The following is a 13,765-nucleotide window of genomic DNA, read 5'->3' as shown; positions in this document are numbered from 1 at the left end:
CCGGAGGACCAGAACCATGCGCGTCTATTACGATCGCGATTCCGACGTCAATCTCGTCAAGGGCAAGAAGGTCGTCATCGTCGGCTACGGCAGCCAGGGCCACGCCCATGCGATGAACCTGCGCGACAGCGGCGTGAAGGACGTCGTGGTGGCGCTGCGCAAGGGCTCGGCGACGGCGAAGAAGGCCGAGGCGGCCGGCTTCAAGGTCATGACCCCGGCCGACGCCGCCAAGTGGGCCGACGTCGTCATGGTGCTGACGCCGGACGAGCTGCAGGCGGCCCTGTGGCGTGACGACCTCGCCGCCAACATGCGCGAGGGCGCGGCGATCGCCTTCGCCCACGGCCTCAACATCCACTTCAACCTGATCGAGCCGCGGCCCGACATCGACGTCTTCATGATCGCGCCGAAGGGCCCCGGCCACACCGTGCGCTCGGAGTACCAGAAGGGCGGCGGCGTGCCCTGCCTCGTGGCGGTGCACCAGAACCCGTCGGGCAACGCGCTCGAGATCGCGCTGTCCTATGCCTCGGCGATCGGCGGCGGCCGCGCCGGCATCATCGAGACGACCTTCAAGGAAGAGTGCGAGACCGACCTGTTCGGCGAGCAGACCGTGCTCTGCGGCGGTCTGACCGCCCTCATCACGGCCGGCTACGAGACGCTGGTCGAGGCCGGCTATGCGCCCGAGATGGCCTATTTCGAGTGCCTGCACGAGGTGAAGCTGATCGTCGACCTCATGTACGAGGGCGGCATCGCCAACATGCGCTACTCGATCTCCAACACCGCCGAGTACGGCGACTACACCCGCGGTCCGCGCGTCATCGGGCCCGAGGTGAAGGAGCGGATGAAGACCATCCTGAAGGAGATCCAGACCGGCCAGTTCGCCCGCGAGTGGGTGCTGGAGTGCCAGGCCGGCCAACCGGGCTTCAAGGCGATGCGCCGGATGAACGCCGAGCACGGCGTCGAGGAAGTGGGCGCCAAGCTGCGCGCCATGATGCCCTGGATCGCCGCCAACAAGCTGGTCGACAAGTCGAAGAACTGACCGCCGTCCGCCCGGGGGCGGAGGCGAGGGCCCCGGCCGCAAGGCCGGGGCCCTTTGCCTGTCAGGGGCGGCCGAAGAGGACGGTGAACCCCTGTCCGATGCCGCGGCATCGCCGGAGTTCGCCGGCGAGCCGGCCCCATTCCCGGAAATTGACGGCGAGCGGGTTGCGGCTGGGCCGGCCGTCGTCGCCGGTGCCGAAGCGCAGCGGCTCGGCCGGCGTCGGTGCGAAGGTGCCGAAGAGCCGGTCGAAGAGGATCAGCATTCCTCCGAAGTTGCGGTCGAGGCACGACCGGTTGACGGCATGGTGGACATGGTGGTGCCGCGGCGTGTTCAGCACCCACTCCAGCGGGCCGAGATCGGGGGTCCAGGCGGTGTGCAGGAAGAGCTGGTAGAAGAGATTGAGGCCGAGCATTCCCAGGACCGCCAGCGGCGGGAAGCCGAGGACCACGAGGGGCAGGTAGAAGAGGATCCCTCCGGTCACCGGGCCGAACCAGCCGATCCGGATGGCGGCGCTGAGGTTGAGCCGGGTGGGGGAGTGGTGGACGCTGTGTACCGCCCACAGGAGCCGGACCCGGTGCATCACGCGATGATGCAGGTAGTAGGCCGCCTCGACGCCGAGCAGCAGCGCCGCCCAGGGCAGCGCCCCGTCCATCGTTATGGTGAAGATCCGCAGGTCGTACGCCCAGGCGAGCGGCACCACGACCAAACCGGCGGTCGCGATCTGCAGCAGACGCTGGACGATCTGGATGGCGAAGGAGGCGGCGGTCTCCCCCAGGTCGTAGGCATCGTGCCGGATCGCCCGGCACACGAGATATTCGAGGAGCGCCAGGCCCGCCGCTGCCAGCGGCAGGGCCGAGCGGGTCTCGCCGAAGCCGGCGAGACCCGGCTCGACGCCGGTCACTTGCCCCCCGCCCGCGACTGCAGGAAGGCCTTGCACGGAGGCGAAACCGCCGGCGCGTTCGCCTCGAGGCAGGCGAGGAGGCGGCCACCGCCCGGCCGGACGCCGTCGCACAGGCGCTTGGCGTCGGCGCCGCAGGCGGTCCGCGCCTCCCGCATCTTCTGCTGCGCGTGGACCGGGGCGGTCGCGGCGAGCGCAAGGGCGGCGGCCAGCACGGCGGGAACGATCCGCATCATGGTCCGTCCGCCCGTCAGTAGCGGCTGATCGAGCCGCTGCGGGTCACGCTGCGCCCGTACGGCCCGGTCGTGGTGCGGGAATAGTCGACGCTGTCGGCATCGCGACTGATGCTGCCGTGGCGGCTCACCGACCGGCCATAGGGGCCGGTGGCGGTGTAGGACCGCTGGCAGGCGCCGTAGGCGCAGCTGCCCGAGCCCTGGGCCGAGTAGGTGCCGCGCCAGGTGGTGACGCTCTTGCTGCGCTGCCAGGCGGCGGCGTCGTGGGCGACGCCCAGCATGACGATGCAGGCGGCGGCCGAGGCGAGCAGGATTCGCTGCATGGTTGGCTCCCTTCCGGAAGTCGGGACGCCGGGACGGCATCCCCTCGCCGCCGAACCTGCCCTGACCGCTTTGCCGGCGGTTTGCGGATCGGGCCCGCCATGTAACGTTTTGTAACGGCCGGACGGCGGTGGTTGCCCGGGTCGGCCGGCCAATGCACCTTGCCGCCATGGCCGCGGCAACGATCCTGCTGATCGAGGACGACCGGGAGATCCGGCAGCTCGTCGGCGACCTGCTGGAGCGCGAGGACTATCGCGTCCTGGCGGCGGGCGACGGCCGCCAGGCGAACCGGTTCGTCGCCCAGTCGCCGCCCGACCTCGTGGTGCTCGACCTGATGCTGCCCGGCGAGGACGGGCTGTCGATCTGTCGCCGGCTGCGCGCCCAGGGCAACGTGCCGATCCTGATGGTGACGGCCAAGGGCGATCCGGTCGACCGCGTCGTCGGGCTGGAGCTCGGCGCCGACGACTACCTCGTCAAGCCCTTCGACCCGCGGGAGCTGCTGGCCCGCGTCCGTGCCCTGCTGCGGCGCGCCGCCGGGCTGCCGACCGATCCGCGGCGGCGGCGCTTCCTCTTCGCCGGGCTGGAGATCGACCTCGACTCGCGGCGGCTCGCGGTCGCCGGCGGCGAGCGGGTGGCGCTGACCTCGGCCGAGTTCGACCTGCTGGCCTGCCTGGTGGAGCGGCCGCGGCGCGTGCTCACGCGCGACCAGCTCCTCGACTGGACGCGCGGCCGCACCGCCGACCCGTTCGACCGCACCATCGACGTCACGGTCAGCCGGCTGCGGCGCAAGCTCGACCAGGCGGTTCCGGGCGGCGCCGAGCTGGTCGAGACCGTGCGCAACGGCGGCTACCTGCTGGCGGCCGAGATCGGCGAGGGCTAGGTGCGGCGGCTGCGCTTCGCCTGGCGCCTGGCGCTGATCGTGATCGCGGCCCTGCTGGCCGTGCAGTTCCTGGCCCTCGGCGTCTATACCCTGCAGCGCAGCCCGCGGACCGACCTCGCGCCCGGGATGCCGCTCGCCGGCCAGGTGTCCGCCCTGGCACGGCTCCTGGACGGGCTCGACGGGGCCGGGCGGGACCTCGCGCTCCAAGCCTTCCGCGCGCCCGGCGTCGGCGCCGGAATCGTGGCGGGCCCGGCCGCTGCGGAGCCGGACGGGGCGAGCCTGCCGCGGCTCGAGGAGGCGATTCGCCGCCAGCTCGGACCCGCCGGGGGGCGGCCGCTCGCCGCCTGGGTGGCCGAGGCGGCGCACCTGCCGCGGCTCCGGCGGCTGATCGGCGGCGAGGTCCGGATCGCGGTCGCGCTCGCCGACGGGGCGACGCTCCGGGTCGAGGTGCGCGGCGACCTGACCGTGCGGCTGCTCGGCATTCCGGTCGGGGTGTTCGCCGGCCTGATCGGCCTCGCCGTCGCCGCCCTGGCGCTCTTCGCCGTCGTCCGCGAGACCCGGCCGCTGGCCGCGTTGGCGGAGCGGCTGGAGCGGTTCGGGCACCAGCCGGAGGCCTCGCCCCCATTGCCGGAGCGGGGGGCGCCCGACGTCCGCATCCTGATCCGCGCCGTCAACGCCATGCAGGACCGCATCGTCGGCCTGATGCGTGGCCGCGCCCTCGTCCTCGGCGCCGTCTCCCACGACCTGCGCACCTCGTTGACGCGACTGCGCCTGCGCGCCGACGCGGTTCCCGAGAGCGCCGCCCGGACGGCGATGCTGCGCGACGTCGAGGACATGGAGGCGCTGCTCGAGGATTCGCTGGCCTTCGCCCGCGCGACCTTCGCCGAGGAGGGCGGGGCCTGCGACCTGGCGCGGGTGGTGCGGCGCGAGGTCGAGGAGCGCGAGGCGCTCGGCCAGCCGGTGAGGCTCGATGCCGGGGCCGCCACGGCATGGGTGCCCGGCAGCGCGCCGGCCCTGCGCCGGGTCGTGGCCAACCTCGTCGACAATGCCGTCAAGTATGGCGGACGGGCCGATCTCGCCCTCACGATCGCGGACAGCCGTGCGGAACTGCGGGTCGACGATGCCGGTCCCGGCATTCCCGATGCGGCCCGGGCCCTGGTGTTCGAGCCCTTCCGCCGCCTCGATCCGTCGCGCAATCGTGACCTCGGCGGCGCCGGGCTCGGCCTCACCATCGCCGCCCAGATCGTCGGCAGTCTCGGGGGCACGATCACGGTCGGCTCGAGCCCGCTCGCCGGAGCGCGCCTCACGGTGCGCCTGCCGCTGGTCTCCGACCGGGAGACGGCAGCGCGAACATAACTAAATAGGATGGTTTAGTGTTTAGGGCGGATCATGCTATGGCTGCGGCCGTACTCGATGGAGGCCCCATGCCCAGGATGATCTTCGTCAACCTTCCCGTCGCCGACCTCGCCCGCTCCGACGCCTTCTATCAGGCGATCGGCGCGACGAAGAACCCGCAATTCTCGGACCAGACGGCGTCCTGCATGGTGCTGTCGGACACCATCCACGTCATGCTGCTGACGCACGCCAAGTTCCGCACCTTCACGCCCCGGCCGATCGCCGATGCCCGCGCCGCCACCGAGGTGCTGCTCGCCCTCTCCGCCGACACCAGGGCCGAGGTCGACGGCATGGTCGCCAAGGCCGCCGCCGCGGGCGGCAGGGCCGATCCCGGCCCGCAGCAGGACCACGGCTTCATGTACGGCCGCAGCTTCGAGGACCCGGACGGCCACATCTGGGAGGTGTTCTGGATGGACCTGGCAGCGGCCAAGGCGGCGATGGCCGGCCAGTCCTGAGGGAAATCGGCCCTGGTCGCAACGAAGAGCCCCCGGGAAGCGGTCCTCCCGGGGGCTCGACATGTCGGGGGCGACGATCCCCGGTTCAGTACGGCCCGGCCTTCAGCCCGCCGGTGGCGCTGCGCACCTTGGTCAGTTCGACCTGCATGCCGACCTGGAGCAGGCGGCTGTCGGAGCCGATGGTGGTGAACTGGAAGCCCTTCTGGGCCATCTTCGCGGCATAGTCGCCGGAGCCGGTGTGGATGCCGGCATGGACGCCGTGCTTCTTGCACGCCGCCAGGATGCCCATGATCGCCTCGTACTGGACGGTGCCCTCGGCATGGTCGAAGCCGACCTTGCCGGTGAGCGACAGCGACAGGTCGGCCGGGCCGACATAGACGCCGTCGAGGCCGGGGGTCGAGAGGATGGCGTCGAGATTGTCGAGCGCGGTCTGCGTCTCGATCATCGCCATGACGGCGATCGAGGCGTTCGCCTCCGGCTGGTAGTCGTTGCCGTAGAAGCCGGCGCGGATCGGCCCGAACGAGCGCTGGCCGAGCGGGGGATAGCGGCAGGCTTCGACGAGGCGCTTGGCCTGGTCGGCGGTGTTGATCATCGGGCAGATGACGCCGAGCGCGCCGGCGTCGAGGGACTTCATGATGATCCCCTCGTCGAGCCAGGGGACGCGCACGAACGGGGTGACCGAGGTCGTGTTGATCGCGGTGATGCAGGGGACCGCGCTCGAATAGTCCTGGACGCCGTGCTGCATGTCGACGGTGATCGAATCCCAGGCGAGGCCGGCCACGCCCTGGGCCATCACCTCGGCCGAGAAGCCGCTCGGGATGGCGAGCCAGCCGTTGACGACGCAGCCGCCTTCCTTCCAGATCTTGAGCACGTTGTTCTGTTTCATCGGGGACTTTCCTCCTGGGCCTAACGATGTCTCTCAGGCAGCGCCGTCGAGGACGAAGGGAACGTTGTTGAGGCGCGCCACCTCGGCGAGCTCGGCGACGAGGGCGGGGGGCATCGGCACGCCGTGCTTCGAGCGGTCGGCATGGTTCGCCCGCTCGGGATCGCCATGCACCAGGACCGGCTTCTCCGCGTCGACCGGGTCGGCTGTCCGCAGCGCGTCGACCATGCCGTCGAGGTCGCGCTCGAAATCGCCCGGGTCGCGGAAGGCGGTCGGGTCGATCGCCATGAAGAAATGGCCGATGTTGAACATCGGGTCGTCCGGCGCCTTCGCCGCCTTGATCGGCGCATACCAGGCGCCGGTCAGCATGGCGCAGAGGATTTCGACCATGGCGCCGAGGCCGTAGCCCTTGTGGCTCGACATCTCGGGCAGGCCGCCGACGGGCGTCAGCAGGCGGGCCTCGAAGGCCGCGCCCGGGTCGGTCAGCGGCGCGCCGTCCGCATCCATCGCCCAGCCGGCCGGGATCGGCTTGTCGTTGAGGTGGTGGACCCGGATCTTGCCGATGGCGACGGTGCTGGTCGCCATGTCGAGGCAGAAGGGCGGGTTGCGGCCGGCGGGGGCGGCGAAGGCGATCGGGTTGGTGCCGAACATCGGCACCCGGCTGCGCGTCGGCACGACGGCCGAGTTCCAGACGTTGGTGAAGGACATGCCGATGAGGCCGGCGGCGGCCGCCATCAGCGCATAGTACCCGGCGGGCCCGTAATGGTTCGAGTTGTAGACGCCGACCGCGGCCATGCCGCTCGCCTTCGCCTTCTCGATCGCGATCGACATCGCCTTGACGGCCGGATAGTGGCCGAGGCCGTGACCCGCATCGACCAGCGCCGTCACCGGCGCCTCGCGCACCACCTTGACGTCGGGGCTGGCGACGACCTTGCCCTCGCGCCGCAGCCGGTCGTAGAGCGGCAGCATCGAGATGCCGTGGGAATCGACGCCGCGCAGGTCGGTCTCGACCATGACGTCGACGACGGCGCGGGCCTGGTCGTCCGGCATGCCCCAGGCGTCGAGGACGAGCCCGATCTGGCGGCGCAGCCGCTCGGCCGGGACGCGGGTCGTGGGCGCGGCCATCAGACCTCGACCCGCGTGAGGACCGGCTTGCCGGAGAAGTAGGCGATCAGGTTGTCGCACATGAGCTTGCCCATGGCGGCGCGCGTCTCGTGGGTGTTGCTGGCGATGTGCGGCGTCACCACGACATTGTCGAAGGTCAGCAGCTTCGCCGGCACGTTGGGCTCGTCCTCGAAGACGTCGAGGCCGGCCGCGCCCAGCGCCTTGTCCTCCAGCACCCGCACCAGCGCCGCCTCGTCGACGATGCTGCCGCGGGCGATGTTGACGAGGATGCCCTTGGCGCCGATGGCGCGCAGCACCTCCTCGTCGATGAGCTTGCGCGTCGTCGGCCCGCCGTAGCAGGCGACGAAGAAGAAGTCGGAGTTGCGGGCGAGGTCGAGCAGTGACGGCATCAGCCGGTAGGGCAGGTTCGTCTTCGGCTCGATGTCGTAGTACATGATCTCCATGTCGAAGCCGGCGAGCCGCTTGGCGAGCGCGGTGCCGATGCGGCCGAGGCCGCAGATGCCGGCGCGCTTGCCGGTGACCTTGACGCCCGCCGGATAGTTGCCTTTCAGCCACTGCCCGTCGCGCAGGAAGCGCTCGGCCTGGGGCACCCGCCGCGCGGCGTCCAGCATCAGCGTCATGCCGAGATCGGCGACGCAGTCCGTCAGGACGTTCGGCGTGTTGGTGAGGACGATGCCCTTCTCCTTCACCGTCGGCAGGTCGACCGCGTCGTAGCCGACGCCGAAGCCCGAGATGATCTCGAGCTTGGGCAGGGCGAGGATGAGGTCGCGCGGCGCCCCATGCACGCCGGTCGAGGCGAGGCCGCGCGCCTTGCCGGCGACCGCGGCGAGGAAGGCCGCACGGTCCGGTGCCTCGTACATCTTGTGGCAGGTGAAGTTCTCTTCCAGCACCGCCATGATCTGCGGCGGATATTGGGCGATCAGCACGATGTCGGGCTTCATGGCGATTCCTGGAAGGTTCTTGTGGTTCAGTGGATTTCCGGTTCCGGCGTCGGCGCCGTGCCGGCGAGGAAGTCGAAGTCGCAGCCCTTGTCGGCCTGGGTGATGTGCCGGGACAGGAGGACGCCGTAGCCGCGGCCGAATTTCTGCGGTGGCTGCTTCCATTCGGCGCGGCGGCGTTCGAGTTCCTCGGCATCGACCTCGAGGTCGATGCGGCGGTTCGGGACGTCGAGCGCAATCATGTCGCCGGTGCGCACCAGGGCGAGCGGCCCGCCGACGAAGGATTCCGGCGCGACATGGAGGATGCAGGTGCCGTAGCTGGTGCCGCTCATGCGCGCGTCGGAGATGCGGACCATGTCGCGCACCCCCTGCTGCAGCAGCTTGCGCGGGATCGGCAGCATGCCCCATTCCGGCATGCCGGGCCCGCCGAGCGGGCCGGAGTTGCGCAGCACCAGCACCGAATCGGCGGTCACCGGCAGGTCGGGATCGTCGATGCGCGCCGCCATGTCGTTGTAGTCGTCGAAGACCATGGCGGGGCCGCGATGCATCATGAGCTTCGGGTCGGCCGCGGTCGGTTTGATGACCGCGCCGTCGGGCGCCAGGGTGCCCGACAGGACGGCCAGCCCTCCCTCCCGCGAGAGCGCCGTTTCCGGCGTCCGGATGACATCGGCATCGAAGATCTCGGCGTCGGCGATGTTCTCGCCCAGCGTCCGGCCGTTGATGGTGCGGCAGCCGAGGTCGAGCCGGTCGCCCAACTGCTTGAGGAGCGCCCGGAGCCCGCCCGCGAGGTAGAAGTCCTCCATCAGGTAGGCGCCCGACGGCCGCAGGTTGGCGATCATCGGCGTCGTCCGCGAGATGGCGTCGAAGCGGGCGAGGTCGAGCGGCACGCCGGCGCGGCCGGCCATGGCGATGACGTGGATGATGACGTTGGTCGAGCCGCCGACCGCCATCGCCGTCGTCACCGCATTGTCGAAGCTGCCGGCGGTCAGGAAGTCGGACGGCTTGAGGTCCTCCCACACCATCTCGACGATGCGCCGGCCGCTCTCGGCCGCCATCCGCGGGTGCATGCTGTCGGTCGCCGGGATCGAGGCGGCCCCCGGCAGGGTGAAGCCCAGGACCTCGGCGACGCTGGTCAAGGTCGAGGCGGTGCCCATCGTCATGCAGTGGCCGGGCGAACGGGCGATGCCCTCCTCGATCTCCTGCCACGCCTTCTCGTCGATCCGGCCGGCGCGCAACTCGGCCCAGTATTTCCAGGTGTCGCTGCCGCTGCCGAGCGGCGTGTTGCGCCAGTTGCCCTTCAGCATCGGGCCCGCGGGCACGAACACGGTCGGGATGTTCATGCTGGTGGCGCCCATCAGCAGGGCGGGCGTGGTCTTGTCGCAGCCGCCGAGCAGCACCGCCCCGTCGCAGGGATAGGAGCGCAGCAGCTCCTCCGTCTCCATGGCGAGGAGGTTGCGGTACATCATCGTCGTCGGCTTCTGGAACGGCTCCGACAGGCTGATCGCCGGCATCTCGACCGGGAAGCCGCCGGCCTGCAGTACCCCCCGCTTCACCGCCTCCGCGCGCTCGCGGAAATGGAAGTGGCAGGGGTTGATCTCGCTCCAGGTGTTGATGATCGCGATGACCGGCTTGCCGCGATAGTCTTCGCGGCCGAAGCCCATCTGGGCGGCGCGGGAGCGGTGGCCGAACGAGCGGAGGTCGTCGACCCCGAACCAGCGATGGCTGCGCAGTTCTTCGGGTTTCTTGCGGGTCATGCGGGGCAGGGCTCGGGAAGGCGGGGGACGGCGGGACCGGCAGCCTAAGCCCCGCCTCCGGGCCGGTCAACGCGAGCCGGGGGTTTGTCGACAATCGCCATGGGATCGCAGATGCGCGACGGTTGGGGACGAAACGATGCCGCGGCCGCGCCGGATCCGGCGGCCATCCGGCGCATGGTCGGGGCTCCGATCGTGCGGGCGGAGCCCGTGTCGGGCGGGCTCGCCAACACGAACCTGCGCATCGAACGGGCGGACGCCGACCAGCCGATCCTGCTGCGAATCTATCGTCGGGACCCGGCGCAGGCCGGGAAGGAGGCGCGCCTGCATGCCCTCATGGGCGGCCGCGCGCCGGTTCCCCGCTTCCTCGATGGGCCGCGGCTGGACCCGGCGACCGGGGAGACCTTTGCGGTCCTGGAATGGATGCCGGGCGAGCGGCTGGAGCAGCTGCTGCCACGCCTCGACGCTCCGGCCCGGGCCGCACTCGGCCGGGCCGTCGGCACCGTGCTGGCGAGCGTCCACGCCATCGCCTTCGATCGCTCAGGGTTCTTCGGTGCCGATCTCGGCATCGGCTCGTCGCTGCCGGGCGGCGCCGAAGGGCTCGTCGGGTTCCTGCGCCGCTGCCTGCTCGAGGGACCGGGCGGGGCGCGGCTGGGGGCGGCCGACACCCGGGCCGCCCTCGCTTTCGCCGCTGCCGAGGGCGACCGTCTCGCCGCAGGGGTGGGGAGGGCGGGGCTGGTCCATGGCGACTTCAACGGGTCGAACATCCTGGTCGCCGACGGCCGCGTCACCGCGCTCCTCGACTGGGAGTTCGCGTTCGCCGGCTCGCCCGCCTTCGATTTCGGCAATCTGCTGCGGCCGCCGGCGGGGCTGTGCCCGGCCTTCGTCGCCGGCCTGGCGGAGGGATACGCGGGAGCGGGCGGCCTGCTGCCTCCCGACTGGCGCCGCCTTGCGGCCATCGCCGACCTCTATTCGTGGGCAGACTTCCTCGCCCGGCCGGATGCGGGCGACGCGCTGGCGCGCGACGCCGCGGCGGCGATCCGCGCCACCATCGCCGCCCCCTGCTGGGATGAGAGCCGGTGTTCGACGCGCTTGACCGTCGCCAAGAAGAAAGTATTCTCATCAAAAGAATTCTCATTAAAATGCGGCGGTGCCAGTTTGACGTCGTCCTCCTCACCGTCGGGTTCCCCGCCCGAGAACGGCACGGTGGCAGCACCGCACCGGGTGCCGGGGCACTTGGCCCGGCGGTTTTATCAGGTGTTCGTCGGCGTGCTGTCCGAAGTGACGGCCAGCGCCGGCCTGCTTCCGCTCGAGTACGCCGCGCTGGCTTCGCTCGACGAGCGGCGTGATCTCGACCAGAAGCGCCTCGCCGAGCATATCGGGATCGATACCACCAGCGTCCGCCAGGTGATCGAGGGGCTGGAGGCCAAGGGACTGCTCGACCGCCGCGTCGATCCCGCGGACCGGCGGGCGCGCATTCTCCAGATCACCCCGACCGGAGAGGATCTGCGACGGCGCGTGCGGCCGCTGATGCTCGCCGCCCAGGATCGCATCCTCTCGGCCCTGTCCGGCGACGAGCGGGCCAAGCTGATCGAGCTTCTGCTCCGCGTCGTCGAGACCAACGCCTCCTATGCGCGGCCCGGCATCGGTCGCCGCCGTCCGCGCAAGCGATCCAGCGCGACCGCTACCAAGGAGTGAGGGAAGCATGACCAGTCGCGTGGCCAGGGCCCTACTGCGCATCGCCTGCGCTAGCCTCGTGATCTCGACGCTGAGCGCGGCCGGTGCCGCGCCGGCGGCCGCTTGGCCGACGCGCGCCGTTCGGGTCGTCACGCCCGGGGCTCCCGGAAGCGGGATGGATGCGACCGCACGGTTGCTGGCGGAGCAACTGGAGAAGCGGTGGAAGCAGCCGATCGTCGTCGAGAACCGGCCGGGCGCCGACGGCTTCCTCGCGATCGGCAGCTTCCTGGAGGCGAAGGACGGCCACGCGCTGCTGTTCACCACGCACAGCGCGATCACCGTCACGCCCCTGCTGCACGACAAGGTGCCCTATGACCCCGGATCGGATCTCGTCCCGATCTCGCATGTCGTCGACGATTTCCTGGCGATCGTCACCGAGCCGGCCTCGCCGGCCCGGTCGCTGGCCGACCTTGTGGGCCTGGCCCGCGCGCGGCCGCAGGCGTTGAACTTCGCCGCGGCGCCGGGATCCCCCTATCTGGCGTTCGTCGCGTTCCAGAGGGGTGTCGGCATCGAGTTGACCCACGTCGGGTATCGCAGCATGGTGGCGGCGATCCCCGATCTGACGAGCGGGCGCATCCAGGTTGCCGTCATGCCGCTCGCCCTTGTCGTGGATCACGCACGCTCGGGCAAGGTGCGCCTGATGGCGGTGACCAATGAGACGCGGGCGGCGGCGGCGCCGGATGTTCCCACGGTGGCCGAGGCCGGCTTTCCGGTGCTGACCTTCGCCGGGGTGCTCGGCCTGTTCGGCCCCAGGGAGATGGCAGCATCGCTGCGCGAGCAGATCGCGACGGATGTCCGGGCCAGCCTGCAGGAGGGGAACGTGCGCCGGCGGTTGGAAAGCCTCGGCCTCTTGGCGCGCGGCGGTTCGCCCGCAGAGTTCGCGGCGACCATCGACGAGCAGCGGGCGAAGTGGGCGGCGATCGCGCGAGCCTACGGGGCCAGACCGCCCCAGCCCTGATTGCCGGTGGACGGCCCCCGCCCAGGGGGGCGCGGGCCGGCACGAAACCCGATGGAGGATCGATGCTCGTTCGCCCTGCGCAGCGCGAGTACCGCACCTGGGTGATCGACAGCCGCCGGTGGGAGGGCTATCGGCCCCGACCCGGTGACGTCGTGATCGTCACGCCGCCCAAATGCGGCACGACCTGGATGCAGCGAATCGTCGGCTCGTTGATCTTCCAGGACACGACACCGCGCGCGATCCCGACGATCTCACCCTGGATCGACGCCCGCTTCCGCGGCCCGGTGGAGGCGATGCACCGCGCGATCGCGGAGCAGACGCACCGCCGCTTCCTCAAGTCCCACCTGCCAGCCGACGGCCTGCCGCTCCACGACGAGGTGCGCTACGTCGTCGTCGTGCGCGACGGTCGGGATGTGCTGTTGTCATGGCACAATCACTCCGTCGGCTTCTCGCCGGCGATGCTGGCCGAGCTCGATCGGATCGGCCTGGAAGATCCCATGATCGGCCGTGCCTATCCCCGCACCCCGGAAGATGTTCGGGCGTGCTTCCGGTCGTGGCTGACGATCCCGGCCGTTCCCGGCCAGTCGGACGGATTCAACCAGCTGTCCTTCTTCGACATGGTGGCGATCCACTGGGCGGAGCGCGGCCGCGAGAATGTGCTGCTGGTCCACTTCAACGACCTCCTCGCCGACCTCGACGGCGAGATGCGGCGGGTCGCTGCCTTCCTGGACGTCGCCGTCGACCCGGCCGTCTGGCCGTCGCTGGTGGACGGTGCGAGCTTCGCGCAGATGCAGGCCGCAGGCGAGACGCTGATGCCCCAGACCCGGACGATGTTCGCGGACGGTGGCGCCCTTCGCTTCTTCAACAAGGGCACCAACGGCCGCTGGCGCGACGTGCTGGGCGCCGAGGAGCTGGCGCTCTACGATGCCAAGGTCCGGGAGAAGTTCCCGCCCGAGCTGGCCGAATGGGTCGAGTTCGGCCGTGCGGGTGGCGCACCTGGGGCAGGATCTGCCCGCGTCGATTCCGTCGGGCGGCAATGAGGGCGGAGCGGCGCCGAGGAGGAATTCTAACGGAGCGACCTGCGGAACCGCGCGAGTGACGCCCAGAAGAGGGCCGAGCCGATGCCGGCCAGGGCGAGGAGCTGCGGCCAGACGA

14 protein-coding genes are annotated in these 13,765 nt (G+C 70.9%); 7 read left to right on the top strand and 7 right to left on the bottom strand.

Annotated elements, in window-relative coordinates; genetic code table 11:
* Positions 1-16: 16 nt before the first annotated feature.
* Positions 17-1,036, top strand: a complete 1,020-nt coding sequence (ilvC, locus tag ACE3Q3_RS07430) for a ketol-acid reductoisomerase (protein ID WP_374444080.1) — start codon at positions 17-19, stop codon at positions 1,034-1,036.
* A 61-nt stretch (positions 1,037-1,097) separates the two neighbouring features.
* Here ilvC and ACE3Q3_RS07425 read toward each other — a convergent pair whose 3' ends face one another.
* From ACE3Q3_RS07425 to ACE3Q3_RS07415, 3 genes are read right to left on the bottom strand one after another with little or no spacing between them, the layout of a single operon-like run.
* The gene (locus tag ACE3Q3_RS07425; RefSeq protein WP_374444079.1) at positions 1,098-1,937 is read right to left on the bottom strand and encodes a sterol desaturase family protein; all 840 of its coding nucleotides are present in this window, start codon (positions 1,935-1,937) and stop codon (positions 1,098-1,100) included.
* A complete protein-coding gene (locus ACE3Q3_RS07420) occupies positions 1,934-2,170 on the bottom strand; it encodes a cysteine rich repeat-containing protein (protein ID WP_374444078.1) in 237 nt (78 codons plus the stop codon). The genes ACE3Q3_RS07425 and ACE3Q3_RS07420 overlap by 4 nt, the downstream gene beginning before the upstream one ends.
* A 14-nt stretch (positions 2,171-2,184) precedes the next feature.
* Positions 2,185-2,490, bottom strand: a complete 306-nt coding sequence (locus tag ACE3Q3_RS07415; RefSeq protein WP_374444076.1) for a hypothetical protein — start codon at positions 2,488-2,490, stop codon at positions 2,185-2,187.
* Between the two features lie 167 nt (positions 2,491-2,657).
* On the opposite strand from ACE3Q3_RS07415, the gene ACE3Q3_RS07410 reads away from it, so the two are divergent.
* The 3 genes from ACE3Q3_RS07410 to ACE3Q3_RS07400 all read left to right on the top strand — a co-directional run bounded on the left by ACE3Q3_RS07410 (position 2,658) and on the right by ACE3Q3_RS07400 (position 5,218).
* Positions 2,658-3,368, top strand: a complete 711-nt coding sequence (locus tag ACE3Q3_RS07410; protein ID WP_374444075.1) for a response regulator — start codon at positions 2,658-2,660, stop codon at positions 3,366-3,368.
* Positions 3,369-4,724 carry a sensor histidine kinase gene (locus ACE3Q3_RS07405; protein ID WP_374444073.1) on the top strand — a complete coding sequence of 452 codons (1,356 nt, stop codon included), beginning with the start codon at positions 3,369-3,371 and terminating at the stop codon, positions 4,722-4,724.
* 68 nt (positions 4,725-4,792) lie between these two features.
* A complete protein-coding gene (locus ACE3Q3_RS07400; RefSeq protein WP_374444072.1) occupies positions 4,793-5,218 on the top strand; it encodes a VOC family protein in 426 nt (141 codons plus the stop codon).
* Positions 5,219-5,303: 85 nt separating this feature from the next.
* On the opposite strand, the gene ACE3Q3_RS07395 is transcribed toward ACE3Q3_RS07400, so the two are convergent.
* Genes ACE3Q3_RS07395 through araD form a run of 4 tightly spaced genes read right to left on the bottom strand, consistent with a single transcriptional unit; the run spans position 5,304 to position 9,918 of the window.
* A complete protein-coding gene (locus tag ACE3Q3_RS07395; protein ID WP_374444070.1) occupies positions 5,304-6,104 on the bottom strand; it encodes an HpcH/HpaI aldolase/citrate lyase family protein in 801 nt (266 codons plus the stop codon).
* Positions 6,105-6,137: 33 nt separating this feature from the next.
* The gene (locus ACE3Q3_RS07390; protein WP_374444069.1) at positions 6,138-7,226 is read right to left on the bottom strand and encodes an Ldh family oxidoreductase; all 1,089 of its coding nucleotides are present in this window, start codon (positions 7,224-7,226) and stop codon (positions 6,138-6,140) included.
* Positions 7,226-8,167, bottom strand: coding sequence for a 2-hydroxyacid dehydrogenase (locus ACE3Q3_RS07385; RefSeq protein WP_374444068.1), 942 nt, complete (start codon positions 8,165-8,167; stop codon positions 7,226-7,228). Before ACE3Q3_RS07385 ends, ACE3Q3_RS07390 begins: the two co-directional genes overlap by 1 nt.
* Positions 8,168-8,193: 26 nt before the next feature.
* The gene (gene araD / locus ACE3Q3_RS07380) at positions 8,194-9,918 is read right to left on the bottom strand and encodes an L-arabinonate dehydratase (protein ID WP_374444066.1); all 1,725 of its coding nucleotides are present in this window, start codon (positions 9,916-9,918) and stop codon (positions 8,194-8,196) included.
* Positions 9,919-10,092: 174 nt separating this feature from the next.
* Between araD and ACE3Q3_RS07375 the strand changes: the two genes are divergently transcribed.
* From ACE3Q3_RS07375 to ACE3Q3_RS07365, 3 genes are read left to right on the top strand one after another with little or no spacing between them, the layout of a single operon-like run.
* Positions 10,093-11,613 (top strand): phosphotransferase, encoded by a 1,521-nt coding sequence (locus tag ACE3Q3_RS07375; protein WP_374444064.1) that lies wholly within the window; start codon positions 10,093-10,095, stop codon positions 11,611-11,613.
* 7 nt (positions 11,614-11,620) lie between these two features.
* Positions 11,621-12,610, top strand: coding sequence for a Bug family tripartite tricarboxylate transporter substrate binding protein (locus ACE3Q3_RS07370; protein WP_374444063.1), 990 nt, complete (start codon positions 11,621-11,623; stop codon positions 12,608-12,610).
* Positions 12,562-13,650 carry a sulfotransferase domain-containing protein gene (locus ACE3Q3_RS07365; RefSeq protein ID WP_374444061.1) on the top strand — a complete coding sequence of 363 codons (1,089 nt, stop codon included), beginning with the start codon at positions 12,562-12,564 and terminating at the stop codon, positions 13,648-13,650. The genes ACE3Q3_RS07370 and ACE3Q3_RS07365 overlap by 49 nt, the downstream gene beginning before the upstream one ends.
* Positions 13,651-13,765 lie beyond the last annotated feature (115 nt).

It is taken from the genome of Allostella sp. (assembly GCF_041913585.1).
Classification (GTDB): domain Bacteria; phylum Pseudomonadota; class Alphaproteobacteria; order ATCC43930; family Allostellaceae; genus Allostella.
This window is presented reverse-complemented; position numbering and strand designations above follow the sequence as displayed.

What these genes read in the sequence shown, in the direction of transcription:
- ACE3Q3_RS07400 (WP_374444072.1), top strand. Translation starts at nt 4,793, where the DNA reads ATGCCCAGGATGATCTTCGTCAACCTTCCCGTCGCCGACCTCGCCCGC.
- araD (WP_374444066.1), bottom strand. Translation starts at nt 9,918, where the DNA reads ATGACCCGCAAGAAACCCGAAGAACTGCGCAGCCATCGCTGGTTCGGG.
- ACE3Q3_RS07410 (WP_374444075.1), top strand. Translation starts at nt 2,658, where the DNA reads ATGGCCGCGGCAACGATCCTGCTGATCGAGGACGACCGGGAGATCCGG.
- ACE3Q3_RS07370 (WP_374444063.1), top strand. Translation starts at nt 11,621, where the DNA reads ATGACCAGTCGCGTGGCCAGGGCCCTACTGCGCATCGCCTGCGCTAGC.
- ACE3Q3_RS07375 (WP_374444064.1), top strand. Translation starts at nt 10,093, where the DNA reads ATGGTCGGGGCTCCGATCGTGCGGGCGGAGCCCGTGTCGGGCGGGCTC.
- ilvC (WP_374444080.1), top strand. Translation starts at nt 17, where the DNA reads ATGCGCGTCTATTACGATCGCGATTCCGACGTCAATCTCGTCAAGGGC.
- ACE3Q3_RS07395 (WP_374444070.1), bottom strand. Translation starts at nt 6,104, where the DNA reads ATGAAACAGAACAACGTGCTCAAGATCTGGAAGGAAGGCGGCTGCGTC.
- ACE3Q3_RS07385 (WP_374444068.1), bottom strand. Translation starts at nt 8,167, where the DNA reads ATGAAGCCCGACATCGTGCTGATCGCCCAATATCCGCCGCAGATCATG.
- ACE3Q3_RS07415 (WP_374444076.1), bottom strand. Translation starts at nt 2,490, where the DNA reads ATGCAGCGAATCCTGCTCGCCTCGGCCGCCGCCTGCATCGTCATGCTG.
- ACE3Q3_RS07390 (WP_374444069.1), bottom strand. Translation starts at nt 7,226, where the DNA reads ATGGCCGCGCCCACGACCCGCGTCCCGGCCGAGCGGCTGCGCCGCCAG.
- ACE3Q3_RS07420 (WP_374444078.1), bottom strand. Translation starts at nt 2,170, where the DNA reads ATGATGCGGATCGTTCCCGCCGTGCTGGCCGCCGCCCTTGCGCTCGCC.